This is a genomic window from Streptomyces sp. NPDC012466, assembly GCF_042955215.1.
In the GTDB taxonomy this organism is placed as follows: domain Bacteria; phylum Actinomycetota; class Actinomycetes; order Streptomycetales; family Streptomycetaceae; genus Streptomyces.
In genome coordinates this window covers 14,243-39,494 of sequence record NZ_JBIBEQ010000002.1, presented here as the reverse complement: position 1 = coordinate 39,494, position 25,252 = coordinate 14,243, and the positions used below count along the sequence as shown (strand labels likewise).

The following is a 25,252-nucleotide window of genomic DNA, read 5'->3' as shown; positions in this document are numbered from 1 at the left end:
GGCTGGGGCTTGGGTGGCAAGCCCGTCGGCGACTGTAACTCGCTGATCGATGATCGATCAAAGGGTTGAGGGGCAAAACCTCTTGATCACGAGAAAGTAGGCACGGGGTGCCTCCGACGGTGGCACGCGGTGACCTGTTTTCGAACGGTTTTCGCAGGTCGGAGGCGTTTGAGCGAGGGTGTGCTCGGGTGTCACGCCCGGGGCGCGCAGCCCAGGACGTGCGCCTTCACGAGTTCCGCGATCCGGGGGTCGCGGCGCTTGAACGCGGCGACGAGCTCCTCGTGCTCCTCGGCGTACGACTGCTGCTGGGTGCCCAGCCAGCGGATCGACAGGGCCGTGAACACCTCGATGCCGAGCCCTTCCCAGGTGTGCAGCAGGACGGAGTTGCCGGCCGCGCGCACCAGTTCGCGGTGGAAGGCGACGGTGTGGCGGACCTGAGCCGTGCCGTCGGAGACGCGGTCGGCCTCGTACAGGGCGCTGACGTGGGGTTCCAGCGCCGAGCAGTCCTCCGCGAGCCCTTGGGCGGCCAGCTCCGCGGCGATGGCCTCCAGGCCGGCCCGGACCGGGTAGCTCTCCTCCAGGTCGGCGGCCGTGAGGTTGCGGACGCGCACGCCCTTGTTCGGAGCGGACTCGATCAGGCGCAGGGACTCCAGCTCGCGCAGGGCCTCACGGACCGGGGTCTGGCTGACCTCCAGCTCGGTGGCGATCCGGCGCTCGACGATCCGCTCGCCCGGCTGCCAGCGTCCGCTGATGATCCCCTCCAGGATGTGCTCGCGGATCTGCTCGCGGAGCGAGTGGATGACGGGCGCGGTCATGAGGGCTCCTTACGCGGGATTGACGTTTAGACAATACGGCCGGTTCGCTCCGCGGGTGGGGCGGCTGGGGGCGCTTTGGTGCAGGTGAGACGAGACTTACACAGGAGGTGTGGGACGGTCGTTCGGCTGCCGTGCCCGCGTGGCCGGTCGCGCAGCTCCCCGCGCCCCTAGGGGACGACGGTGCCCCGCTCGGAAGATCCGAACGGGGCACCGAACAGCCGTACCGGCCAGGGAGGTCAGAGGCCGAGCTCGACCTCGAACTCGCCCGCCTCCAGGATGGCCTTGACCGCCGTCAGGTAACGGGCGGCGTCGGCGCCGTCCACCAGGCGGTGGTCGTAGGACAGGGTCAGGTACGTCATGTCGCGGACGCCGATGGCCGTGCCCTCCTCCGTCTCGATGACGGCGGGGCGCTTGACCGTCGCGCCGATGCCGAGGATGGCGACCTGGCCCGGCGGCACGATGATCGTGTCGAAGAGCGCGCCGCGCGACCCGGTGTTGGAGATGGTGAAGGTCGCGCCGGACAGCTCGTCCGGGGTGATCTTGTTGGCCCGGACCTTGCCCGCGAGCTCGGCCGTCGCCTTGGCGATACCGGCGAGGTTGAGGTCACCGGCGTTCTTGATGACCGGGGTCATCAGGCCCTTCTCGGAGTCCACCGCGATACCGATGTTCTCGGTGTCGAAGTAGGTGATGGTCCCCTCGGCCTCGTTGATCCTGGCGTTGATCGGCGCGTGCGCCTTCAGCGCCTGGGCCGCGGCCTTGACGAAGAACGGCATCGGGGAGAGCTTGACGCCCTCACGCGACGCGAACGCGTCCTTGGCACGGGCGCGCAGCTTCATCAGGCGGGTGACGTCGACCTCGACGACCGAGGACAGCTGGGCCTGCTCGTGCAGGGCCTTGACCATGTTGTCGCCGATGACCTTGCGGATCCGCGGCATCTTGATGGTCTGGCCGCGCAGCGGCGACGCCTCCAGCGCCGGGGCCTTCTTCGCCGCCGACGGAGCGGCGGCGGGGGCCGGAGCGGCGGTGGCGGCCTTCGCGGCCTCGGCGGCGGCGACGACGTCCTGCTTGCGGATACGGCCGCCGACGCCGGTGCCCTTGACGGCGGCCAGGTCGACGCCCTGTTCGGCGGCGAGCTTGCGCACCAGCGGGGTCACGTAGGCGCCGTCGTCGGCCGGCTTGGCGGCGGCCGGAGCGGCCGGGGCCTGGGCCGGAGCCGGGGCGGGCGCCGGAGCGGCCGGGGCCGGGTCGGGCGCCGGGGTGGTCTGCTGCGGAGCCGGGGCGGACGGCGCCTGCGGGGCCGGAGCCGGGGCGGCCGGGGCCTGCGGGGCCGGGGCGGCCTGCTGCGGGGCCGGGGCCTGGGCGGGCTCGGGCTGCGCCGGGGCGGCCGGGGCCTCCTGCGCGGGGGCGGCGGCCGGAGCGGCACCCGCCTCGCCGATGACGGCGAGCTTGGCGCCGACCTCGGCGGTCTCGTCCTCGCCGACCACGATCTCCAGCAGGGTGCCCGAGGTGGGCGCCGGGATCTCGGTGTCGACCTTGTCGGTGGAGACCTCGAGCAGCGGCTCGTCGGCCTCGACGCTGTCACCGACCGACTTCAGCCAGCGGGTGACGGTGCCCTCGGTGACGGACTCGCCGAGCGCGGGCAGGACGACGTCCGTGCCCTCGGCGGAGCCGCCGCCGGTGGCGGCGTCGGCGGTGGGAGCGGGCGCCGGGGCGGCCTGCTCGGTGGACGGGGCGGCCGGGGCCGGCTCGGGAGCGGGCTCGGCGACCTGCTCGGCCTGCGGGGCCGGGGCGGCGGCGGGCGCGCCGCTGCCGTCGTCGATCAGGGCCAGCTCGGCGCCGACCTCGACCGTCTCGTCCTCGGCGACCTTGATGGAGGCCAGGACACCGGCGGCGGGCGAGGGGATCTCGGTGTCGACCTTGTCGGTGGAGACCTCGAGCAGCGGCTCGTCGGCCTCGACGCGCTCGCCCTCGGCCTTCAGCCAGCGAGTGACAGTGCCCTCGGTGACGCTCTCGCCGAGCGCCGGAAGGGTTACGGAAACCGCCATGGTTTCGGTTGCTCCTTACGGAAAGTGCGGAAGTCTGTGTCGTCGCGTTCGTCGACCGAGGGGTCAGTCGTGCGCGTGGAGGGGCTTGCCGGCCAGGGCCAGGTGGGCCTCGCCGAGCGCCTCGTTCTGCGTCGGGTGGGCGTGGATGAGCTGCGCGACCTCGGCGGGCAGCGCCTCCCAGTTGTAGATCAGCTGGGCTTCGCCGACCTGCTCGCCCATGCGGTCGCCGACCATGTGGACGCCGACGACGGCACCGTCCTTGACCTGGACGAGCTTGATCTCGCCCGCGGTGTTGAGGATCTTGCTCCTGCCGTTGCCCGCGAGGTTGTACTTCAGAGCGACGACCTTGTCCGCACCGTAGATCTCCTTGGCCTTGGCCTCGGTGATGCCCACGGAGGCGACCTCCGGGTGGCAGTACGTCACCCGCGGGACACCGTCGTAGTCGATCGGGACGGTCTTCAGACCGGCCAGGCGCTCCGCCACCAGGATGCCCTCGGCGAAGCCGACGTGCGCGAGCTGGAGGGTCGGGACGAGGTCACCGACGGCGGAGATGGTCGGCACGTTCGTGCGCATGTACTCGTCGACCAGGACGTAGCCGCGGTCCATGGCGACGCCCTGCTCCTCGTAGCCCAGGCCCTGGGAGACCGGGCCGCGGCCGATGGCCACCAGCAGCACCTCGGCCTCGAACTCCTTGCCGTCGGCGAGGGTGACCTTGACGCCGTCCTGGGTGTACTCGGCCTTCTGGAAGAAGGTGCCCAGGTTGAACTTGATGCCGCGCTTGCGGAACGCGCGCTCCAGGAGCTTGGAGGAGTTCTCGTCCTCGACCGGGACGAGGTGCTTCAGGCCCTCGACGATCGTGACCTCGGTGCCGAAGGACTTCCAGGCGGAGGCGAACTCGACGCCGATGACACCGCCGCCCAGGATGATCGCGGACTTGGGCACGCGGTCCAGGACGAGGGCGTGGTCGGAGGAGATGATCCGGTTGCCGTCGATGTCCAGGCCGGGCAGCGACTTCGGCACGGAGCCGGTCGCGAGCAGGATGTGGCGGCCCTCGACGCGGCGGCCGTTCACGTCCACGGAGGTGGGGGAGGACAGCCGGCCCTCACCCTCGATGTACGTCACCTTCCGGGAGGCGACGAGCCCCTGCAGGCCCTTGTACAGGCCCGCGACCACGCCGTCCTTGTACTTGTGGACCCCGGCGATGTCGATGCCCTCGAAGGAGGCCTTCACACCGAACTGCTCGCTCTCGCGGGCCTGGTCGGCGATCTCGCCCGCGTGCAGCAGGGCCTTGGTGGGGATGCATCCCCGGTGCAGGCAGGTGCCGCCGACCTTGTCCTTCTCGATCAGGGCGACGTCCAGGCCCAGCTGCGCCCCGCGCAGGGCCGCGGCGTAACCACCGCTGCCACCGCCGAGGATCACTAGGTCGAAAACGGTGCTGGCGTCGTTCGCCACGTCACGTCCTCCATGCATGTGCGCCGTGAGCCGGTCTTCAGTGACCGGCAGGCGGCTGGTGTCCGGCCGCTCGTTCTTCGGCCCTTCGGTGGGGCCCTGTCCTGCCGAGCCCCATCTTCGCACTTGTCAGCACACAAGGAGACGCCGGGCTGCGGTGTGAGACACCCCACGTTCAGATGAGCCGCCCCGGGGGGCGGCGCCCAAGGGGCGCGGGGCTGTGTCTGATCTGCGGCTCCGCCGCGCGGGCGCGACCTGCCTTGATGCCGTGGGCGGGATCAGGCCCTGAAGGGGCGCGGGGCTGTGTCTGATCTGCGGCTCCGCCGCGCGGGCGCGACCAGCCTTGAAGCCGTGGGCGGGATCAAGGCCCTGAAGGGGCGCGGGGAACTGCGCGAACAACCCCCACGCCCCCGCACTCGCCACACAACCGGCGAGACCGGGCCAAGAGGCGATACTCAGCCGAGGTCGCCCGCGGCGGTCAGCTCGGCCAGCCGCACCAGCGTCCGCACGCCGGTGCCCGTGCCGCCCTTCGGCGTGTACCCGAACGGCCCGCCCTCGTTGAAGGCCGGCCCGGCGATGTCCAGGTGCGCCCAGGTGATGCCCTCGCCCACGAACTCGCGCAGGAACAGACCGGCGACCAGACCGCCGCCCATCCGCTCACCCATGTTCGCGATGTCGGCCGTGGCCGAGTCCATCCCCTTGCGCAGGTGCTCCGGCAGCGGCATCGGCCACGCCGGCTCCCCGACCTCCTCCGCCGCCTCGTGCAGCGCCGCACGGAACGCGTCGTCGTTGCCCATGATCCCGAACGTCCGGTTGCCCAGCGCCAGCACCATCGCCCCGGTGAGCGTCGCCACGTCCACGATCGCGTCCGGCTTCTCCTGCGACGCCGCCCACAGCGCGTCGGCCAGCACCAGCCGGCCCTCCGCGTCGGTGTTGAGCACCTCCACGGTCTTGCCGCTGTACATCCGCAGCACGTCACCCGGACGGGTAGCGGAACCGGAGGGCATGTTCTCGGCCAGGGCGAGCCAGCCGGTGACGTTGACCTCCAGTCCGAGGCGCGCGGCGGCGACGACCGCGGCGAACACGGCGGCCGCCCCGCTCATGTCGCACTTCATCGTCTCGTTGTGGCCGGCCGGCTTCAGCGAGATGCCGCCCGAGTCGTACGTGATGCCCTTGCCGATGAAGGCGAGGTGCTTCCTGGCCTTGGAGGAGGTGTACGACAGCTTGACCAGGCGCGGTCCCGCCGCCGAGCCGGCGCCGACGCCGAGGATGCCGCCGTAGCCGCCCTTGACCAGGGCCTTCTCGTCGAGCACCTGCACCTTGATGCCGTGCTCCTTGGCCGCGGCCTGGGCGATCGCGGCGAACGACTCGGGATTCAGGTCGTTCGGCGGGGTGTTGATCAGATCGCGGGCGCGGTTGAGCTCCTCGGACACGGCGACGGCACGCTCGATCGCGGCCTTGTACGCCTTGTCGCGGGGCTTGCCGCCGAGCAGGGCGACCTCGGCGAGGGGAGCCTTGCCGTTCTTCGCCTTGGGGTCCTGGCCGTTGGCCTTGTAGGCGTCGAAGGAGTACGCGCCGAGCAGCGCGCCCTCCCCGATCGCGCCGGCGTCGGCGGCGTCGGCCAGCGGCAGCGCGAAGGCGGCCTTCCTGGATCCGGCCAGGGCGCGGGCGGCGACACCGGCGGCCTTGCGCAGGGTCTCGGTGCCGTAGTCGGCGTCCTTCTCCGGGACCGCGCCCAGGCCGACCGCCAGGACGAGCGGTGCCTTGAAGCCGGACGGCGCCGGCAGCTTCGTCACCTCGCCCTCGCCGCCGGAGGCGCCGAGAGTCTCCAGAACGCCGGCGAGCCTGCCGTCGTACGCCTTGTCCACGGCCTCGGCGCCCGGTGCGACGACCGGTCCCTTGGCACCCTTGGCGACACCGATCACGATCGCGTCGGCCCGCAGGCCGGACGCCGCGGCGGTGCTGAGAGTGAGAGCAGTCACGGTGGTGAAATCTCGCTTCCGATGTGAAGTTGCAGTGGTCGAACGATGTGGGTCGACCGGGCCCGACAGCCGACCCTATTCCGACCTCAGGGTCCGGTATCCACGGGGCCTTCCCCGGTACGGCGAACACTCGACGTCGAGACTACGCGCGTGGTCCGGTTCGCTCATTCCTGCGGGCGTTCACCTGTCGGTGGCGTAGTGGCCATTTCTTGATCCCTCACACCGGTGAACTGGGTCACACTCGTCGCGATCCGGTGAGCGCCCTGCTCGCCGCTTTGCATGATTCCCACGGGTCCTCCTCTGCTCGACCGAACGAGGGTGCCGGGGATCTTCTGGGGGAGGAACCATGGCGCAGCGTGCGCGCAGATGGAGGAACACGGCCGCCGCGATGACGGCGGCGGGCATGATCACGGCCGGGGCCTCCGCGCCCGGGGCGGCGGCCGCCGTGGAACCCCGCGTCGATCTGAGGGTGCTGGTGGTGGACAACGGCGACAGCCCCGTCAGGGCCGTCACCGCCCAGCTCAGGAGCACGGGCATCCCGTACACGACCATCGACCTGAACGACTCCGGACGGCCGACGATCACGGCCTCGTTCCTGAGCGACACCGTGAGCGGCCGGCCGCGCGCCAAGTACCAGGGCGTCGTCCTGCCGAACGAGGCCCCCTTCGGCGCAGGCTCCGCCGAACAGAGCGCGCTGGAGACCTACGAACGCACCTACGGCATCCCGCAGGTCGACGCCTACACCTGGGCGCACCCGGCAGTCGGCCTCGACTACACCGGCGAGGGTGGCTGGGCGGGCACTCTTGACGGGCGCGAGGCGACCGTCACCGCGGCCGGGAAGTCGGGCGTGTTCGGCTACCTCGACGGCGCGTTCCGCTTCGAGGACAACGCCCCTGCCGTGCAGGAGAGTTACGGCTACGTCGCCCGGCCCCGCACCGGCTTCACCAGTTACGTCGACCTCCCCGTGCCCGGCGGCACCGGCCGCGGCAGCCTCGTCGGCGAGTACGCCCACGACGGACGCCGCGAACTCGTGGTGACCTTCGCCTACAACCACAACCAGCAGCAGTTCCGGCTGCTGGCCCGCGGCATCGTCGAGTGGCTCACCCAGGGCGTGCACCTGGGACAGACCCGCAACTCCTTCGCGGTGCACGTCGACGACGTGTTCGCCCCCGACAGCCGCTGGGACACCGAACGCAACTGCACCCCGGGCGACTTCGACTGCGCGGGCGGCGCTGGCGAGGGCACCACGCCGATCCGCATGACCGCGGACGACGCCGCCCATGCCGCCCGGTGGCAGCGTGACCACAGCTTCATCATGGACATGGTCTTCAACGCCGGCTCCGGCGAGGAGTGGAAGACCGAGCACGGCGGCACCGACGCCCTCGCCGCCCGGCTGCTCGCCGACAAGGCGCAGTACCGCTGGGTCAACCACACCTACACGCATCCCTTCCTGGGCTGCGTCCAGGACACCTCCAGCGTGCCGTGGAGCTGCGCGAAGAACGCCGACGGCTCGACGAAGTACATGAGCCGCGCCGAGATCGCCGCGCAGATCCGCGACAACCACCAGTGGGCCGTGAACAAGGGCCTGCCCGTCGACCGCACCGAGCTGGTCACCGGCGAGCACTCGGGTCTGAGGACCCTGCCCCAGCAGCCGGACGACAACCCGAACCTGGCCGGCGCCCTCGCCGACACCGGCGTCAAGTGGATCGCCTCGGACAACTCCCGCGAGCCCGAGCAGCGCCCGGTCGGCAACGCCCTGACCGTCCCGCGCCACCCGATGAACGTGTACTACAACGTGGGTACGGCGGCCGAGATGGCCGACGAGTACAACTGGGTCTACACCTCGCGCGGTGACGGCGGCAGCGGCGTCTGCGAGGACAACCCCACGTCGACGTGCCTGGACGAGCCGCTCGACGTGTCCACCGGCTACGCCGAGCACATCGTCCCGCAGGAGGCGCGCACCGCCCTCGGGCACGTCCTCGCGGGCGACCCCCGGCCGCACTACGCGCACCAGTCCAATCTGGCCGAGGACCGGCTGCTCTACCCGGTCATGGAGAAGGTGCTCGCCGACTACCGGGCCCTGTTCACCGACAGCACGCCGCTGGAGAACCCCCGGCAGAGCGCCATCGGCACCGAGGTGCAGCGCCGCGCCGCCTGGCAGAGCGCCCTGGCGAACAACCGCGTGACGGCGTACCGGATCGGCGGCACGGTCACGGTCACCGCCCCGTCCGGAACGCAGATCCCGATGACCGCCCCGGAGGGCACCAAGAAGCAACTCACCCTCGGCACCAGCGCGTTCGGCACCCCGTACGCGGGAGCCCGCTCGGCCTGGGCGACCCCGGCCGCACTCCAGTCGGCCCTCACGCTGAAGCTGCCCTAGAGGGAGCGCGGGGCCGCATGTGACATGCGGCTCCGCCGCGGGGGCGCGACCAGCTCGCACGAAAGCCGCACTCGGCGTCCGGGCGAGCAGTTCCCCGCACACCATCCGCATCACAGGGGGAAAACACCGCATGAGGCGCACAGGCCGTCATGTCACCATGCTCACGGAAGGCACCTACCCGCACGTCCACGGCGGCGTCAGCACCTGGTGCGACCAGCTCGTCAAGGGCATGCCGGAGGTCGACTTCCACATCGTCTCGCTCACCGGCAGCGGCCGCGAACCCGTCACCTGGGAGCTGCCGCCCAACGTCTCCCGGCACACCTCCGTGCCGACCTGGGGCCCGCGCCCCGGCCGCGGCCGACCCCCGTACGGCAGGGCCCGCCGCCGCTTCACCGAGAGCTACGAGCGTTTCCTGCTCTCCGTCCTGGACCCCGGATCCCACGCCGACTTCGGCGACTCCCTGAACGAGCTGGCCGAACTCGCCCGCGACGGGCTGCTGCCGGCCGCGCTGCGCACCGAGACGGCACTGCGGTCGCTCATGTGGATCTGGACCATGCCGCACCTGCCGACGGCCGCCGCCCGCCCGACCGTGCACGACGCGCTGACCGCCACCGACCTGCTGGAGCACGCCCTGCGCCCGCTCGGCGTCCGCATACCCGAGAGCGACGAGGGCACCGTCGCGCACGCCGTCAGCAGCGGCCTCGCGACCCTGCCCGCGCTCGCCGCCCGGCATCTGGACGGGGTGCCTTTCCTGCTCACCGAGCACGGCATCTACCTGCGCGAGCGCTACCTCGGCTACCGCCGCGAAGCCCAGCGCTGGCCCGTGAAGGCCTTCATGCTGGGCTTCTACCGCGAACTGAACTCCTACGGCTACCGTGCCGCCGACCTGATCACGCCGTGCAACCAGTACAACCGCCGCTGGGAGGAGCGCGGCGGCGCCGACCCCGGCAAGATCCGCACGGTGTACAACGGCGTCGACCCGGCCGCCTTCCCGCATGCCGGCCCCGAGCCCGAGGTCCCCACCCTGTCCTGGTGCGGCCGTGTCGACCCCATCAAGGACCTGGAGACGCTCATCCGCGCCTACGCCATGGTGCGCGCGGAGATCCCGGCGACCCGGCTCAGGCTCTTCGGCCCGGTCCCGCCCGGCGGCGAGGCCTACCGCACCCGCCTGGAGAAGCTCGCCGCCGAACTGGGCGTCACCGACGGCCTGACCTTCGAGGGCCGCATCAGCGAGGTCCGGCGGGCCTACGCGGCCGGGCATCTGGTCATGCTGTCGTCGATCTCCGAGGGCTTCCCGTTCTCCATCATCGAGGCCATGTCCTGCGGCCGTACGACGGTGTCGACGGATGTCGGCGGAGTGCGCGAGGCCGTCGGCGACACGGGCCTGGTCGTGCCCCCGCGCGAGCCGGAGAAGCTGGCCGCCGCCGCGCTCACCCTGCTGAAGGACGACCGACGGCGCCTGCGCCTGGGGGAGTTGTCCCGCCAGCGGGTCATCGACCGGTTCACGCTGCGCCGCTCGGTGGACGCCTTCCGCACCATCTACAAGGAACTCGCGGGCGAGGACGAGGTGTACGAACCCACGGTGGAGACCGTCGCGGACTGGACCCTGGAGCTGCGCGACCCCTGGTACGCGGCCGTCGCCACGGACGGAGCCGGCTGGTGAGCGAGAGCGTCCGGACGCCCCCGGGCTCCCGCCCCGGCGCCCTCCCCGGCGTCCCCCGGCAGCGCACCCCCGGCTGGGCCCGGCCCGATCCGGTCGACGAACTCGCGGACTACCTGGGGGACTTCGCCGCCGCGGCCGTCCACCCGGACGAGATAGCCGCCCTGCTGGAGTCCGACGGCCTCTCCGACGACCAGATACGCGAGCGGTACGGCGTGGAGAACTCCTTCGCGCTCGCCGAGACCCTCTACGAACGCGTCGAACGCCGCTACCCCGAGCCCGAAGGCCCGGCCCCCGACCCCTGGCGGACCGGCCTGCTCGGCTGCCTGCTGCGCGGCGTCGTCTTCGCCCTGCCCGGCCTCGCCCACGTCCTCGGTGCCCCGCTGCTCGCCGGCCCCGGCGACGTCGGCCTCCCCGCGGGCACCGTTCCGCTGCTGGCAGGCGCCCTGTGCGGCTGGACCTGGAACCAGGGCCTCGCCCACCGGGCGTACGCGTGGCTGGGGCTGGGTGACCGGCCGGCCGCCCGGCGGGCCCTGCTGCTCGGCGCCCCGGCGGGCGCGCTGCTCGGCTGCCTGGTCGCCCTGTCGTGCGCGGGCGGCACCGCCCCGGCCGTGGTCGCCTTCGCCGCCGGGCAGTCCTGCTACCTGGCCGCGGCGACCGTCCTGCTGGTGATGGGCCGCGAACGGCTCCTGCTGGCGGCCCTCACCCCGATGGCGACGGGCGCGGCCCTGTCCCTCGTCGCCCCGCTGCCCGAAGCCGCGCGCCTGGCCCTGCTGCCGGCCTCTCTCGTGGCGGTCGCCGGGCTCGCACTGCGCGAGGTGGCGCCCGCGCTCAAGGACGTGCCCGGCTGGACCGCCGGGCTCGTCGCCCTGCTCCCGTTCGGCGCGTTCGGCGCCCTCCCCGGCCACGGCCGCCCGACCGCACCCCGGCTCACGGGCTCCCTGCCCTACGCCCTGTTCGGACTCGCCACCGGCGTCCTCGTGCTGAACGCGGCCCTCGGTGACGTCCTCGCCGGCGCGTCGGCCGGCGCGGTCGCCGCGCCCGCCGCCGTGGCACTCACCCTCAGCATGGGGCCCGCGGAATGGCTGCTGTACCGCTTCCGCAGCGGCGGCCTCGCCGGGCTGCGCTCCAGCGGCACCGTCCGGGACTTCCGGCGCACCACCGTCCTGACGGCCGTGCGGTGCCTGGCCGCCTACCTCGCCGTCCTGCTCACGCTGAACCTCGCCGTCTCCGCACTGTGGCCGCAGGCCCCGGTCCCCAACGGCTTCCGGCCGGCCGCGCTGCTCCTGCTGGGCGTGGTCCTGTGGACGGGCCTGCTGCTCCAGTCGTTCGGCGCGGTGTCCGGCGCGACGGCGGTGTGCTGCGCCGCGGCCCTCGTCCAGACCCTGCTCCTCGTCACCCGCACCGGCGATCCGCACCTGACCGGCATGGCCGTGTACGGCACGGCCGCCGCCGTCCAGGCCGTCCTGGTGTGCACCCTGCTGGGGAGGGCAACCGCCCACCGATGAGCACTCTCCTGGTCCCGTACTACGAGCACCCGTCCGTCCGCCCCGCCGAGTGGGACGCGATCGTCGCGGCGGCGCCCCGCCTCTACGGGGTCGTCCTCAACCCGGCCGACGGCCCCGGCGACCGCCCCGACGCGGCCTTCGCCGAGGTCGCCGCCCGGCTGCGGGCCGCCGGTGTCCGGGTCCTGGGCTACGCCGACACCGACTACGGCCGCCGCGCCGCCAACGACGTCGTCCGCGACCTCACCCGGCACCGAGACTGGTACGGCACCGACGGCGCCTTCCTCGACCAGGTGCCCTCCGGGCCCGAGCGGTTCGAGGACTACCAGAAGCTGGCGGTGGCCGCCTGGGGCGTCGGCTGCGGCACCCTCGTCCTCAACCACGGCACGGCACCGCACCCCTGCTACGCCCGCATCGCCGACGTCCTCGTCACCTTCGAAGGCCCCTGGGACGCGTACCGCGCCCTGCCCCCGCGGCCCCGGCCCGGCGGCCCGGACGTACGGCTGTGCCACCTGGTGTACGACGTCCCGCCAGGCGCCGACGCGGAAGGCCTGGCCCGGGCGCGGGGCGCGGCGGTGCACTGCGCGGTGCCCGGGACCGGAGATCATCCGTGGGGCACACTGCCGTACACCCTCCAGAACGCGGAGAACACCCCGTGAGACGCCTGCCCCTTCTCGTCGTCGCCCTGCTCCCCGTGCTGCTCTCGGGGTGCACCCAGGCTCCTGACGACAAGCCCGGCCCCCGCTGGCAGCCCCGCCCCGGCACCGACTGGCAGTGGCAGCTCAGCGGGCGCCTGGACACCTCCGTCGACGTGCCCGTCTACGACATCGACGGCTTCGACCACTCCGAGGACACGGTCACCCGGCTGCACCGCGAGGACCGCAAGGTCATCTGCTACCTCTCCACCGGCGCCTGGGAGGAGTTCCGCCCGGACGCGGAGAAGTTCCCCGAGTCGGTCCTCGGCCGCGGCAACGGCTGGAAGGGCGAGCGCTGGCTCGACATCCGCCGCACCGACGTCCTGGAGCCGCTCATGGCGGCCCGGATCGACATGTGCCGCGACAAGGGCTTCGACGCGGTGGAGCCCGACAACATGGACGGCTACCGCAACGACACGGGTTTTCCTCTGACGGCCACCGACCAGCTCCGCTACAACCGCCTCGTCGCCCGGCTGGCCCACGACCGGGGCCTGGCGGTCGGGCTGAAGAACGACCTGGACCAGATCCCGGAACTGGTCGGGGACTTCGACTTCGCGGTCAACGAACAGTGCGCCCAGTACGGCGAGTGCGCGGCCCTCAAGCCGTTCGTCGAGGCGGGCAAGGCCGTCTTCCACGTCGAGTACGAGGTCCCCACCGGCCGCTTCTGCGCCGACTCGCGCCGTCTGAAGCTCAGTTCGCTGCTCAAGAAGTACGAACTAGGGGTGTGGCGACGGGCCTGCTGAGCCCGATGCCGGTGACGGCCGTGCCCGCGATCCGGTCGGCGAGGGACCGGCGGCCGGGGGCGAGGACCGGCAGCGCGTTCAGCAGGAACAGCACCACCGCGACCGCCCACACCAGCACCGACAGCACGACCTGACCTTCCACCAGCAGCACGCACGCCACGGCGTACACGGCGACGTCCGCGGCGGTGGTGACCGCGGCCCGGCGTGCCGCCCTGAGCCGGCGCGGGAGGTTCGGGGTGACCTTCAGCCCGGCCACGGCCTTGCCGATCGTGCGGCCTGCCACGGCCAGGCACGCCCACTGGTAGAGGAACACCGTCAGCACCAGCAGCCCGAAGGCCTGCTCGACGTACAGCACCGACTTGTCCCACAGGGTCAGTCCCAGGTCCTGGGAGGCGTCGAGCACGTCACCGCGCGAGGTCAGCAGGTCGAAACCGCCGCGGGTGGCCAGCTCCGGCACGTCCGTGACGAGCGCGGAGACCCGGTGGAAGGTGAGCACGGCGAGCGCCGAGGCCAGCGTCACCACCAGCGCGAAATCGACGAGCCAGGCCATGGCGCGGCGCAGCTTCGGCATGAACGTCCCCCGATCACTTTGTGTGCCGGGGCAGGAAGCTAGCGACTGAGCGGCCCGAGCGGGAGAGGGACGAGGAGATCGTTTCAGCCCAGTGACAGAACGACCAGCGCCGTGGTCGCCGCCGTCTCCGCCAGACCGCCGAAGACGTCCCCCGTGACCCCGCCGAAGCGGCGGGTGCAGTGGCGCAGCAGCGTCTCGGCGGCGGCCAGGGAAAGGACGACCGCGAGCACGCCGCGGACCATGTCGTACGGGCCGAGCAGGGCCCCGGCCGCCGCGGCGGCCCCCACGACGGCCACGGCGGCGGTCACCGCCCCCCGCGGCGGCACCACACCGGCGACCGCCGCCCCCAGCCCCTCCGGCCGCGCCGCCGGCACCCCGGCCCGGGCCGCGAGGGTCAGGGCCAGCCGGGCGAGTGTGGCGGAGACGACGGCGGCGCACGCGCCCCGGGCCCAGGACGTCTCGTAGGCCTGGGCGAGCGCGGCGACCTGCGCGAGCAGGACGAGGACGAGGGTGACGACCCCGAACGGCCCGATGTCCGACTGCTTCATGATCCGCAGTGCGTCCTCGGCGGGCTTCCCGCTGCCCAGCCCGTCGGCGGTGTCCGCGAGCCCGTCGAGATGCAGCCCCCGGGTGAGCACGGCCGGCACGGCGACGGTCGCCACGGCGGCGAGTGGGGCGCCCGCACCGAGGAGCAGCAGCACCAGCCCGAGACCGGCGGCAGCGGCACCGACCGCCAGCCCGGCCAGCGGAGCGCACAGCATGCCGCCGCGCGCGGCCTCCCGGTCCCACCGGGTCACCCGGACGGGGATCACCGTGAGGGTGCCGAAGGCGAAGCGGAGGCCGTCGAGGGGCGAGGTACTGGGCACCGGCGCAGGCTACCGGCCGGTCAGGAGAGCGGGAACGGTGGCCGAGGATAAAGTGCGCATATGGGATGGTTCGAGCGGAACATCATGGAACCCGGCAAGCTGCCATTGCTTCTCGCTCTCGTCTCCTTCGTCCTGACCTTCGTGATCACCCGGGGTATCACCCGTCTCATCCGGGCGGGCAAGGGCCCCTTCCGCAACATCAGCGGCAGCGGCGGTGTCCACGTCCACCACGTGGTGCCCGGGGTCATCCTGACGATCGTCGGCGGCTTCGGCGCGGTCGCCGGCGGGCGGCACGGCTTCGGCTCGTGTCTCGCGGCGGTGCTCTTCGGCATCGGCGCGGGCCTGGTCCTCGACGAGTTCGCCCTGGTCCTGCACCTCGCCGACGTCTACTGGACCCCGGACGGCCGCAAGAGCGTGGAGATGGTCGTCCTGACCGCCTCGCTCGTGGGCCTGCTCCTGATCGGCTTCTCGCCGCTGGGCGTGAACGACCTCAACGACGACCAGCAGCAGAACCGCGCCGTCGTCCTCGGGAACATCCTCGTGAACTTCGCGTTCGCCCTCATCGCCCTGTTCAAGGGCAAGGTCCGCCTCGCGGTCCTCGGCGTGATCGTCCCGCTCGTCGCCCTGGTCGCCGCCGTGCGGCTGGCCCGCCCCACCTCCCCGTGGGCCAAGCGGTTCTACCGGAACCGGCCCCGGGCCCGGGCCAAGTCGGGCCTGCGGGCCTACCACCACGACCGCCGCTGGGTCGGCCCCCGGCGCACCTTTCAGGACTGGATCGGCGGCGCGCCCGACCCCGAGCCGGCCCGGTCCCTCGAACGCCGCTGACGGGGCTCGACGACCGCGCACAGCACCAGCACCGCCACGATCGCCGCGAGGTGCTCCTTGCCCGCCAGGTTCTCCTTCAGCACCACTTCGACCACCATCGCCACGACCACCACCGAAGCCGTGGCCCGGGCGCGGTAGCGCCACCCGAGGAAGACGGCCAGACCCACCACCGCCGCCGACGGCCCGGTGTCCACCACCCACCGGTCCGAGGCGGGCAGACCCAGCGGCGAGTCCGGGCCGAGCCAGATGCCCAGACGCGCGTACAGCGTGCCGGCGAGCGTGGCGACGTAGGCGATGACGAGGGTCCGCCACCAGCCCAGGCACAGCTCCGCGACGCCGAACACCAGCAGGATCTGCGCGAGCGCGCCCCACACCGGCAGGTCCAGCGCCGGCACGAACAGCGACAGCGGCGTCCGCAGCAGCGCCGCCCACAACGGGTCCGCGGCCCGCACGCCGCCCACGTCCTGCACGAACTGATAGCCCCACGCCTGGTTGTGCACGAGGTGCAGCACGGCCGTGAGGCACACCGCCGTGACCGCCATCGGCACGGCACGCCACCGCCGCTCGGCCAGCGGCCCGCGCACCGCGGCGAACAGCGCACCCCATTCTGCGCGGGCCCAGCGGGCGAGCGTGGTCATCCGGCGGTCGTCCTCGTCCGTGCGTGGATACGTCTGAGGGTGTCTGCGACTCAGTCAAACCGACACCACGTTCCAAGACCGACCGGAACGAGACGAAGTTGAGCCAGGCGTGAGTGACCTGGATCTCGGGGGTGCTACTGCCCGGCGGAGGCCTCGGAGGCCTCGGAGGCCTCGGACGCGTCCGGCCCGGCCGGCTCCTCGGACTCCTTCGGCTTCTCCGGCAGCTCCGCCGCCAGCGCGGCCGCGGCCTGCACGAGCGGCAGCGCCAGCAGGCCGCCCGCGCCCTCGCCGACGGTCACCCCATGGGTCAGCAGCGGCTCCAGGGCCATCCGGTCCAGCGCCTTCGCCTGGCCGGGCTCCCCGCTGTCGTGCGCGGCCAGCCACCAGTCCGGCGCCCGGAACGCGATCCGCTGTCCGACCAGCGCGCACGCGGCCGTCACGACCCCGTCCAGCACCACGGGCAGCTTGCGCACCGCGCTCTGCAGCAGGAAGCCCGTCATCGCGGCGATGTCCGCTCCGCCCACCGCGGCCAGCAGCTGCAACTGGTCCCCGAGCACCGGCCGCGCCCGGCGCAGCGCGTCCCGGATCGCCGCGCACTTGCGCATCCACGCCAGGTCGTCGATCGCCAGCCCGCCCCGCCCGGTGACGACCGACGCGTCGACCCCGCACAGCGCCGCGACCAGCACGCCCGCCACCGTGGTCCCGCCGACGCTCACATCACCGAGCACCACCAGGTCCGTGCCCGAGTCGGCCTCCTCGTCGGCCACGGCGACCCCGGCCCGGAACGCCGCCTCGGCCTCCTCCGGGGTCAGCGCGTCCTCGATGTCGATCCGCCCGCTGCCGCGCCGCACCCGGTGCCGTACGACGTCCTCGGGCAGCGAGTCGGGGTCGCAGTCCAGGGCCATGTCCACCACCCGCACCGGCACGCCCAGCCGCCGTGCCAGCACCGACACCGGCCGGCCGCCCTCCAGCACCTCGCGCACCAACTCCCCGGCGCCGCCCGCCGGCCGGGCCGAGACGCCGAGCCCGGCGATGCCGTGGTCACCGGCGAAGAGCACGACCCGCGGCCGTTCCACCGGCCGCACCGGCACGGCGGACTGCGCCGCCGCCAGCCACTCACCCAGCTCGTCCAGGCGCCCCAAGGATCCGGGCGGCACGATCTGCCGCTCCCGGCGCGCCTCGGCGTCACGGCGGATCCCGCCGTCCGGACGCTCGATCAGATCGGTGAAGTCGTCGAGATTCAGCGAGCTCATTCGCCGAACAGTACCGGCACCGGTCGAACAGCACGGCGCCACATCACGACTCCGTCGAGGCGACGTCGTTGCACCCGGGATCGGCATCCCATACGTTCCGTTTTGCAGCGGATTGTCGTACGTGGCTCGTGCGACGTCCACGCCGTACGTCCTTGCCGTACGCCGCCGCGCCCGGGAGCCGCCCATGCCCGCACACCCCGCCCCCTCCGCACCCCCCGCCCCGCAGGCGACCACTCGGGTCCACGAACCGCGCCGGGAGGACTGCCCCTGGTGCGGCTCCTCTCGGCTGCGCAACCGGCTGCGCACCGGTGACCTGCGGCAGTACAAGCCCGGCAGCTTCACCGTCGACGCGTGCCGCGACTGCGGCCACACCTTCCAGAACCCTCGTCTCACCGCGGAGGGCCTGGCCCTCTACCACCGGACCGTGCGCGGGGCGCCCAGGGACCCGGCGAGCGACGGCCTCCTCGCCCTGCGCGCCAGTCCGCGCCGCCACCGCTCGGCAGCCCGCGCGATGCTGCGCTTCGGCGAGCCGGAGAGCTGGCTCGACGTGGGGACGGGTCACGCCCGCTTCCCGGCCACGGCCCGGCACTTCTTCCCCTACACCGCCTTCGACGGCCTGGACCCCACCCCGCGCGTGGTCCGCGCCCGCTCGGCCGACCGGGTCGAGGAGGCCCACGTCGGCCGCCTGACGGACCCTCGGATCGCCGCCCCGCTGCGCGCCCGCTACGACGTGGTCAGCATGCTCCACCACCTGGAGGGCACCCCGGACCCGCGAGCGGAACTCCACGCGGCCCTGTCCGTCCTGCGCCCCGGCGGCCACCTGCTGCTGGAGACCCTGGACCCCCGCAGCCTCTTCGCCGTCCTCCTGGGCCGCTGGTGGCTCGCCCACGACCAGCCCCGCCACCTGCACCTGATCCCCCCGCCCAACCTGCGGGCGGAACTGGAGGCGGCCGGCTGCACGGTCCTGACGCTCGACCACCGCCCGGTGCACGTCCCCCACGACCTCGCGGGCGCCATGTCCCTGGCCCTCTCCCACGCCCTGCCGGCCCCGGACACCCCCTGGCGGGCGATCCCCCCGCCCCCGGTCCACCGGCACGCCCGTACGGCCCTGCTCCGCGCGGGCATCCCGCTGGTGGCCCTGGCGGCGGCGGCGGACCTGCTCCTGGCCCCGGTGGCCCGCCGCACGCGCTGCGCGAACACCTACCGGGTGATCGTCCGCAAGGCCCCGTAGCCGCCCGGGGCAGCCGTGGCCTCCCTCAGCCCCGCAGCACCACGGCCTGCCCCGCCACCACCAGCAGCACGTGCTCGCACTCGTCCGCGAACCCCGCGTTCAGTCGCCCGAGTTCGTCCCGGTACCGCCGCCCCGACGCCGTCGCCGGCACGATCCCCGAGCCCACCTCGTTCGACACGGCCACCACGGTCCGCCGGGTGACCCGCACCGCCTCCGTGAGCTCCCGCACCCGCTCCCGCAGCACCTTCTCCCCGCGCTCCGCCCACACCGCGTCGTCCCACGCCCCGGCGGAATCCATCGCGTCGGTCAGCCACAGCGACAGACAGTCGATCAGCACAGGCGGCCCCTCGGCCTCCAGCAGCGGCACCAGATCGCAGGTCTCGACCGTCTGCCACGACCCCGGCCGCCGGTCCCGGTGCGCCGCCACCCGCGAGGACCACTCCGTGTCCCCGTTGCGCGAGCCGCCCGTCGCCACGTACAGCACGTCCGGGAAGGCCTCCAGCCTCCGCTCCGCCTCCACGGACTTGCCCGACCGCGCCCCGCCCAGCACCAGCGTCCGCCGCGGCACGTCCGGCACGTCCTCGTACGCCCCCACCACCAGCGTCACCCCGTCCGGCACGGCCCGCGCCCCGGCCGCCGCCAGCCGCCGCCCGAGCTCGGGGCCGGGCGGCACGTCGTGGCCGAGGTGGACGGCGACCACATCGGTCGTCGGCCCGACCGCCCCCACCGCCCGCAGTTTCGCCAGCGCGTCCGGCCGGCCCACGACGTCCGCCAGGACCATGTCGTAGGACTCGGCCGGTGCCTCCAGGCCCGCGGGCGCCCCGCCCGGCGGCAGGTACAGCAGCCGCTGCCCCTCCGGCCCGGTCACCGCGTACCCCGTGCCCGGCGCGTCCAGCGCCACCGCCCGCACCCGGTGCCCCGTCAGCAGCGTCAACTCCCGCCCGTCCGGCACCCGTCCCGGCTGCGGCAGCCCCGCGGGCACCTCGACCGCCGGCCCGTCGTGCGGATGCGACAGCAGCACCTGCCGTACGCCGGTCAGGGAACGGCCCGCCCGCGCCGCCGCGAACGCCGCGCCCGGCGTCAGGTCGAGCAGCAGGGCCCCGTCCAGGAGCAGCGCGGTGGCCGCCCGCGCGTCCGGGCCGAGGGCGGCCGCACAGGCCGCGCAGGGACAGTCGGGGCGGGGGAGACCCGCGGGGGCGCCGGTGCCGAGCAGAGTGAGTTCCACGGCACCGATTTTCGCCTGCCCGCCCGGCTCCTGCGCGCCTGGCACCCCGGATGGAGCCCCCGCGCGAGCCCGTAGGGGAGGCGTGGGTGACAACCCGCGCGCAACCGGTCACCCGCAGTCCTGTGACGGGACACCCGGCGGAGCGCATAGGCTCGGGGCGGGAGCCGGACCAAGATCCGGCTTTTCGCTGTGCAGTGTGCTCACACACATGGGAGGCGTACATGGCGGCATGGACGTGGCGGTTCGAGAAGACCGACGGGACGGAGGTCCAGCCCGCGGTGCCGCCGGAGGAGTTCCCCACCCAGGGGGACGCCGAGTCCTGGATCGGAGAGCACTGGAAGGCCCTCCAGGAGGGCGGTGCCGACCAGGTGCGGCTGTTCGAGGACGCCGCGGAGATCTACGGGCCGATGAGCCTGCACGCGGCCGAGGCGTGAGCCCCGGGCGGGGGCCGACGGCCCCCGCCCACCCCTCGTGCGCGTGTTCCGTGTGTCAGCCGCGCACGCCGCACAGGTGCAGCAGCGCGGCCACCCCGCGGTACGGATCCGTCCGCCCGGCCTTCTCCTCCACCGCGAGCAGCGTCTCCACGTCGGCCGGGACCTCCGCGCCGTCCGCCGCCGTGTCGGTGAACACCCGCACCCCGTACCAGGCGTGCAGCGGCGCCCCGATCCCCGCGAGCGTCGACGTCAGGTCCTTCAGCCGGTCGGCGCGCACGTCGAGACCCAGCCGGTTGCGGTAGGAGACCGTGTCGAAGGCGGCCAGCGCCCCCGGCCAGTCACCGGACAGGCCCGGCCGGAACGCGAGCGCGTCCCCGTTCCGCACGAGCAGGGACAGCAGCCCGCCCGGTGCGAGCATCCGGGCGAGGCCCGCGAGCAGCGGGTCGGGCTCCTCGACGTACATCAGGACGCCGTGGCACAGCACCACGTCGAAACTGCCGGGCAGGAAGTGCACACCCGTGTCCCGGCCGTCGCCCTCGATGATGCGCATCCGCTCCCGGATGCCCTCCGGTTCCCCGGCCAGGGACTCCCGGGCCGCGGCGACCATCGTCGAGTCCTGCTCCAGACCGGTCACCTGGTGCCCGGCCCGGGCCAGCCGCAGCGCCTGCGTACCCTGGCCCATCCCCACGTCGAGCACCCGCAGGCGCTGACCGACCGGGAACCGGCCGACTATCTGCTCGTCCAGCTGGCGGGCCACCAGCTCCTGCCGGACGACATCGCGCAGCCCGCCCAGCTTGTCCAGCCAGGCCTGCGCCGCACCCCCGGAGAACGGCGTCGTGGTCAGGGCCGCTCTCCACGCTTGACCTGCGGCTTCGGCAGCCGGAGCCGGCGCATCTGGAGGGAGCGCATCAGGGCGTAGGCGACCGCGCCGCGCTTGTTGTCACCCGCGAAGCGCTCGTTCAGCTGCTTCTTCAGACGGAAGGACGTGACGAACGAGTCGAGCACGATCAGCACGATCACCACGAGCCACAGCAGCAGCGCGATGTTCTGCAGCGCGCCCACCCGCACCATGCTCAGCACCAGGATGACCACGGCCATCGGCAGGAAGAACTCCGCGATGTTGAACCGCGAGTCGACGAAGTCGCGCGCGAACCGGCGGACCGGCCCCTTGTCCCGCGCGGGCAGATACCGCTCGTCGCCGCTCGCCAGCGCCTGGCGCTGCCGCTCCATCGCGGCACGGCGCTCCTCGCGCTGTCGCTTGGCGGCCTCCTTGCGCGTCATCGACGTGTTGGCCACGCTGCGGCGCGAGGACTGGGCCTGGCTGCGCTTGGGCGTGGGGCGGCCCTTGGGGGCCTCGGGGTGACGGGGCTGACTGGAGTCGGTCACCGGCGCCTTGTCGGCGTCCTGGGCCTTCTCATCCTTCGCACGGCTACGGAACACAAAACCCAAGGGTAAGGGCTTCCGGGCATGGACCCCACTCCCGTGGGGAACGATCCGGCAACACCAGTCGTCAGTAAGGGGACAGAGGGGACGTTGCGTACGCCTCCGGATGTTTTCCCGGGGTGTACGGCTCCGGTGGCCCCGGGGATCACCTACTCCCTACGCCGGAGCGGGAGCGTACGCAGTCGTCCTTGGGGATGAGCGCATCCGTCCCCGAACAGTGCGGTAATGGATGCAGGGCCCGTACTGTGGGTTCTGTCGCAGGAGCAGCTGCCGGAGTCGGTCAGAAGGGGGCGCGCGAAGCCCATGAGCGGTGTCATGAAGCGTATGGGGATGATCTTCCGCGCGAAGGCGAACAAGGCCCTTGACCGGGCCGAGGACCCGCGCGAGACCCTCGATTATTCGTACCAGAAGCAGCTGGAGCTGCTGCAGAAGGTCCGCCGCGGCGTCGCCGACGTGGCGACCTCCCGCAAGCGTCTGGAACTCCAGCTGAACCAGCTGCAGTCGCAGTCGGGCAAGCTGGAGGACCAGGGCCGCAAGGCGCTCGCGCTGGGCCGTGAGGACCTGGCCCGCGAGGCGCTCTCCCGCCGGGCCGCGCTCCAGCAGCAGGTGACCGACCTGGAGACGCAGCACGCGACGCTCCAGGGCGAGGAGGAGAAGCTCACCCTCGCGGCCCAGCGGCTCCAGGCCAAGGTCGACGCCTTCCGCACGAAGAAGGAGACGATCAAGGCGACGTACACCGCGGCCCAGGCGCAGACCCGGATCGGCGAGGCCTTCTCCGGCATCTCCGAGGAGATGGGCGACGTCGGCCTGGCCATTCAGCGCGCCGAGGACAAGACGGCCCAGCTCCAGGCCCGCGCCGGCGCGATCGACGAACTGCTCGCCTCAGGCGCCCTCGACGACCAGTCGGGCATGCACAAGGACGACATCCAGGCCGAGCTGGACCGGCTCTCCGGTGGTACGGATGTAGAGCTGGAACTGCAGCGCATGAAGGCCGAACTGGCCGGAGGCTCGGGCAGCGGGCAGCAGGCCCTCGAAGGCGGCTCCGGCCAGCAGTCCCCGCAGCAGCCGCAGGACACACCGCGCTTCGACAAGCAGTAGGGGCCACGCCTAGGAGGGCGACATGATCGTACGGATCATGGGGGAAGGCCAGGTGAGACTGGCCGACGGCCACCTCGCCGAGCTGAGCCGGCTGGACGACGAACTCCTGGCGGAGATGGAGAACGGCGACGGCCCCGGCTTCCGCCGCACCCTCCAGGCCCTCCTGGCCAGGGTCCGCGACCTGGGCGACCCCCTGCCCGACGACTCCCTGGAACCTTCGGAACTGATCCTGCCGTCCCCGGACGCCACGCTGGAGGACGTCAGGGAGCTCCTGAGCGACGACGGTCTGATCCCGGGCTGAGTGCAACCCCGTGGTCGGGCCGAGGAGGGTCTGGGGGCGCGGCCCCCGGTCCGGCTACCGTGAACAGCCGTGAGCACTCTCGCGCGGGCCCGGTGCCGGGCCAAGGCGCATCCCCTGGCCATGGACGCCGTCCTGGCCGCGGCCGTCCTGATCTGCATGGTCGCCGGCTCGTTCGTGGAGCCCCGGCACCGGGACAGCGTCAGCTGGGCGCTGCGCACCCCCGACTCCCTCAGCCTCGTCCTCATGGCCCTCGGCGCCGCCGCCCTGGTCTTCCGCCGTCGGGCCCCGATGACGGTCCTCGCCCTCACCGGCACCGTCTCCGTGGTCGAGTCGGTCACCGGCGACCCCCGCGCCCCCGTCGCCATGTCCGCCGTCGTCGCCCTGTACACCGTCGCCTCCACCACCGACCGCCCCACCACCTGGCGCGTCGGCCTGCTCACCATGACCGTGCTGACCGGCGCCGCCATGTCGGCCGGCTCCCTGCCCTGGTACGCCCAGGAGAACCTCGCGATCTTCGCCTGGACCGGCATCGGCGCCACCGCCGGCGACGCCGTCCGCAGCCGCCGCGCCTTCGTCCAGGCCATCCGGGAGCGCGCCGAACGGGCCGAGCGCACCCGCGAGGAGGAGGCCCGCCGCCGGGTGGCCGAGGAGCGCCTGCGCATCGCCCGGGACCTGCACGACGTCGTCGCCCACCACATCGCCCTGGTCAACGTCCAGGCCGGAGTCGCCGCCCATGTCATGGACAAGCGCCCCGACCAGGCCAAGGAGGCCCTCGCGCACGTCCGCGAGGCCAGCCGCTCCGCCCTCAACGAGCTCCGCGCCACCGTCGGCCTGCTGCGGCAGTCCGGCGACCCGGAGGCCCCGACCGAACCCGCCCCGGGCCTGGACCGCCTCGACGAACTCACCGGCACCTTCCGCAGTGCCGGCCTGCACATCGAGGTCGCCCGCGCCGACCAGGGCACCACCCTCCCGGCGGCCGTCGACCTGGCCGCCTACCGGATCATCCAGGAGGCCCTCACCAACGTGCAGAAGCACGCCGGGCCCCGGGCCAAGGCGGAGGTCAGCGTCGTACGCGTCGGACCGAACATCGAGATCACCGTGCTCGACGACGGCAGCGGCGAGAACGAGACCCAGCACAGCGGCGGCGGCCACGGACTGCTCGGCATGCGCGAGCGCGTCAGCGCCCTGCGCGGCACCCTCACCACCGGTCCCCGCTACGGCGGCGGCTTTCGCGTCCATGCCATCCTGCCGGTCAAGAACCGCACACCCACCGGGGAGGACCCCGCATGACCATCCGTGTCCTGCTCGCCGACGACCAGGCGCTGCTGCGCAGCGCCTTCCGTGTGCTCGTCGACTCCGAGCCCGACATGGAGGTGGTCGGCGAGGCCCCCGACGGCGCCGAGGCGGTGCGGCTGGCGAAGGAGCAGCGCGCGGACGTCGTCCTGATGGACATCCGCATGCCCGGCACCGACGGCCTCGCCGCCACCCGCATGATCAGCGCCGACCCCGACCTCGCCGAGGTCCGGGTGGTGATCCTGACGACGTTCGAGGTCGACGACTACGTCGTGCAGTCGCTGCGCGCCGGAGCGTCCGGCTTCCTCGGGAAGGGCTCCGAGCCCGAGGAACTGCTGAACGCCATCCGTACCGCGGCCGGCGGCCAGGCCCTGCTCTCCCCGGCGGCCACCACGGGCCTGATCGCCCGGTTCCTCGCCACGCAGGACCCGGCCGACGACGAGCGCGACCCGGCCCGCGGCCAACGGCTCGACTCGCTCACCGTCCGGGAGCGCGAAGTGCTCGTCCAGGTCGCCGGCGGGCACTCCAACGACGAGATCGCCGAGCGCCTCGAGGTCAGCCCGCTGACGGTGAAGACGCACGTCAACCGGGCCATGGCCAAGCTGGGCGCCCGGGACCGGGCCCAGCTGGTGGTCACCGCGTACGAGTCCGGCCTGGTCCGTCCAAGGGTGGAGTGAGCTCGACCCGGGTGTACTGCGGCCGGAGTATGCGCCGCATAAGGAAATGGACCTGGGGCCTACGAAACCCCGTTCCCCCATGGCCCAGGGTGTAGGGGCGGGCGCTCATCTGCGCGTCCGCTG

Annotated in this window: 23 protein-coding genes; 12 read left to right on the top strand and 11 right to left on the bottom strand. The window is 73.0% G+C overall.

All coding sequences use genetic code 11. The features are described 5' to 3' along the window. Window positions 1-191 precede the first annotated feature (191 nt). From ACFY9E_RS07650 to ACFY9E_RS07635, 4 genes are all read right to left on the bottom strand, one after another. Window positions 192-815, bottom strand: a complete 624-nt coding sequence (locus tag ACFY9E_RS07650) for a GntR family transcriptional regulator (RefSeq protein ID WP_033312601.1) — start codon at window positions 813-815, stop codon at window positions 192-194. Window positions 816-1,051: 236 nt separating this feature from the next. Further along, window positions 1,052-2,860, bottom strand: coding sequence for a 2-oxoglutarate dehydrogenase, E2 component, dihydrolipoamide succinyltransferase (sucB, locus tag ACFY9E_RS07645; RefSeq protein WP_390980399.1), 1,809 nt, complete (start codon window positions 2,858-2,860; stop codon window positions 1,052-1,054). A gap of 63 nt (window positions 2,861-2,923) precedes the next feature. Beyond that, the gene (lpdA, locus tag ACFY9E_RS07640) at window positions 2,924-4,312 is read right to left on the bottom strand and encodes a dihydrolipoyl dehydrogenase (RefSeq protein WP_362039465.1); all 1,389 of its coding nucleotides are present in this window, start codon (window positions 4,310-4,312) and stop codon (window positions 2,924-2,926) included. A gap of 452 nt (window positions 4,313-4,764) precedes the next feature. After that, on the bottom strand, window positions 4,765-6,291 hold the full coding sequence (locus tag ACFY9E_RS07635; protein ID WP_390980397.1) for a leucyl aminopeptidase: 1,527 nt from the start codon (window positions 6,289-6,291) through the stop codon (window positions 4,765-4,767). A 346-nt stretch (window positions 6,292-6,637) separates the two neighbouring features. On the opposite strand from ACFY9E_RS07635, the gene ACFY9E_RS07630 reads away from it, so the two are divergent. The 5 genes from ACFY9E_RS07630 to ACFY9E_RS07610 all read left to right on the top strand — a co-directional run bounded on the left by ACFY9E_RS07630 (window position 6,638) and on the right by ACFY9E_RS07610 (window position 13,274). Further along, a complete protein-coding gene (locus ACFY9E_RS07630) occupies window positions 6,638-8,671 on the top strand; it encodes a hypothetical protein (protein ID WP_390980395.1) in 2,034 nt (677 codons plus the stop codon). A 130-nt stretch (window positions 8,672-8,801) separates the two neighbouring features. Then, window positions 8,802-10,334 carry a GT4 family glycosyltransferase PelF gene (pelF, locus tag ACFY9E_RS07625; RefSeq protein ID WP_390980393.1) on the top strand — a complete coding sequence of 511 codons (1,533 nt, stop codon included), beginning with the start codon at window positions 8,802-8,804 and terminating at the stop codon, window positions 10,332-10,334. Further along, complete coding sequence (locus tag ACFY9E_RS07620; RefSeq protein WP_390980391.1) at window positions 10,331-11,839, top strand: hypothetical protein; 1,509 nt, start codon at window positions 10,331-10,333, stop codon at window positions 11,837-11,839. The genes pelF and ACFY9E_RS07620 overlap by 4 nt, the downstream gene beginning before the upstream one ends. Beyond that, window positions 11,836-12,495 (top strand): spherulation-specific family 4 protein, encoded by a 660-nt coding sequence (locus ACFY9E_RS07615; RefSeq protein WP_390980389.1) that lies wholly within the window; start codon window positions 11,836-11,838, stop codon window positions 12,493-12,495. The genes ACFY9E_RS07620 and ACFY9E_RS07615 overlap by 4 nt, the downstream gene beginning before the upstream one ends. Continuing rightward, window positions 12,492-13,274 (top strand): endo alpha-1,4 polygalactosaminidase, encoded by a 783-nt coding sequence (locus tag ACFY9E_RS07610; RefSeq protein WP_390980387.1) that lies wholly within the window; start codon window positions 12,492-12,494, stop codon window positions 13,272-13,274. The genes ACFY9E_RS07615 and ACFY9E_RS07610 overlap by 4 nt, the downstream gene beginning before the upstream one ends. Here ACFY9E_RS07610 and ACFY9E_RS07605 read toward each other — a convergent pair. Continuing rightward, window positions 13,234-13,845, bottom strand: a complete 612-nt coding sequence (locus ACFY9E_RS07605) for an RDD family protein (protein ID WP_390980385.1) — start codon at window positions 13,843-13,845, stop codon at window positions 13,234-13,236. The two genes, ACFY9E_RS07610 and ACFY9E_RS07605, sit on opposite strands and share 41 nt — an antisense overlap. Window positions 13,846-13,928: 83 nt before the next feature. Next, window positions 13,929-14,711, bottom strand: a complete 783-nt coding sequence (locus tag ACFY9E_RS07600) for an adenosylcobinamide-GDP ribazoletransferase (RefSeq protein WP_390980383.1) — start codon at window positions 14,709-14,711, stop codon at window positions 13,929-13,931. Window positions 14,712-14,771: 60 nt separating this feature from the next. Between ACFY9E_RS07600 and ACFY9E_RS07595 the strand changes: the two genes are divergently transcribed. Then, complete coding sequence (locus ACFY9E_RS07595) at window positions 14,772-15,536, top strand: hypothetical protein (RefSeq protein ID WP_390980381.1); 765 nt, start codon at window positions 14,772-14,774, stop codon at window positions 15,534-15,536. Here the strand turns inward: ACFY9E_RS07595 and ACFY9E_RS07590 are convergent. Next, entirely contained in the window at window positions 15,476-16,174 is a 699-nt protein-coding gene (locus ACFY9E_RS07590) for a hypothetical protein (RefSeq protein ID WP_390980379.1), read from the bottom strand. The two genes, ACFY9E_RS07595 and ACFY9E_RS07590, sit on opposite strands and share 61 nt — an antisense overlap. Window positions 16,175-16,308: 134 nt before the next feature. Further along, window positions 16,309-17,427 (bottom strand): nicotinate-nucleotide--dimethylbenzimidazole phosphoribosyltransferase, encoded by a 1,119-nt coding sequence (gene cobT, locus ACFY9E_RS07585; RefSeq protein ID WP_390980377.1) that lies wholly within the window; start codon window positions 17,425-17,427, stop codon window positions 16,309-16,311. Window positions 17,428-17,611: 184 nt separating this feature from the next. Between cobT and ACFY9E_RS07580 the strand changes: the two genes are divergently transcribed. Then, the gene (locus ACFY9E_RS07580) at window positions 17,612-18,658 is read left to right on the top strand and encodes a methyltransferase domain-containing protein (RefSeq protein WP_390980375.1); all 1,047 of its coding nucleotides are present in this window, start codon (window positions 17,612-17,614) and stop codon (window positions 18,656-18,658) included. 25 nt (window positions 18,659-18,683) lie between these two features. Here ACFY9E_RS07580 and ACFY9E_RS07575 read toward each other — a convergent pair whose 3' ends face one another. After that, window positions 18,684-19,883, bottom strand: a complete 1,200-nt coding sequence (locus tag ACFY9E_RS07575; RefSeq protein WP_390980373.1) for a bifunctional adenosylcobinamide kinase/adenosylcobinamide-phosphate guanylyltransferase — start codon at window positions 19,881-19,883, stop codon at window positions 18,684-18,686. 221 nt (window positions 19,884-20,104) lie between these two features. Between ACFY9E_RS07575 and ACFY9E_RS07570 the strand changes: the two genes are divergently transcribed. After that, entirely contained in the window at window positions 20,105-20,317 is a 213-nt protein-coding gene (locus ACFY9E_RS07570; protein WP_352115922.1) for a hypothetical protein, read from the top strand. Window positions 20,318-20,372: 55 nt separating this feature from the next. Here ACFY9E_RS07570 and ACFY9E_RS07565 read toward each other — a convergent pair whose 3' ends face one another. Both ACFY9E_RS07565 and ACFY9E_RS07560 read right to left on the bottom strand, forming a co-directional pair. Further along, on the bottom strand, window positions 20,373-21,074 hold the full coding sequence (locus tag ACFY9E_RS07565) for a methyltransferase domain-containing protein (protein ID WP_390980371.1): 702 nt from the start codon (window positions 21,072-21,074) through the stop codon (window positions 20,373-20,375). An 83-nt stretch (window positions 21,075-21,157) separates the two neighbouring features. Then, window positions 21,158-21,757, bottom strand: coding sequence for a DUF3043 domain-containing protein (locus ACFY9E_RS07560; protein WP_390980369.1), 600 nt, complete (start codon window positions 21,755-21,757; stop codon window positions 21,158-21,160). A 318-nt stretch (window positions 21,758-22,075) separates the two neighbouring features. On the opposite strand from ACFY9E_RS07560, the gene ACFY9E_RS07555 reads away from it, so the two are divergent. The 4 genes from ACFY9E_RS07555 (at window position 22,076) to ACFY9E_RS07540 (ending at window position 25,129) form a co-directional block, all read left to right on the top strand. Continuing rightward, on the top strand, window positions 22,076-22,858 hold the full coding sequence (locus ACFY9E_RS07555; protein ID WP_390980367.1) for a PspA/IM30 family protein: 783 nt from the start codon (window positions 22,076-22,078) through the stop codon (window positions 22,856-22,858). A 22-nt stretch (window positions 22,859-22,880) separates the two neighbouring features. Next, entirely contained in the window at window positions 22,881-23,159 is a 279-nt protein-coding gene (locus ACFY9E_RS07550) for a hypothetical protein (protein WP_390980365.1), read from the top strand. Between the two features lie 69 nt (window positions 23,160-23,228). After that, entirely contained in the window at window positions 23,229-24,449 is a 1,221-nt protein-coding gene (locus ACFY9E_RS07545) for a histidine kinase (protein WP_390980363.1), read from the top strand. Next, the gene (locus ACFY9E_RS07540; RefSeq protein ID WP_390980361.1) at window positions 24,446-25,129 is read left to right on the top strand and encodes a response regulator; all 684 of its coding nucleotides are present in this window, start codon (window positions 24,446-24,448) and stop codon (window positions 25,127-25,129) included. Before ACFY9E_RS07545 ends, ACFY9E_RS07540 begins: the two co-directional genes overlap by 4 nt. The last annotated feature ends 123 nt before the right edge of the window (window positions 25,130-25,252 follow it).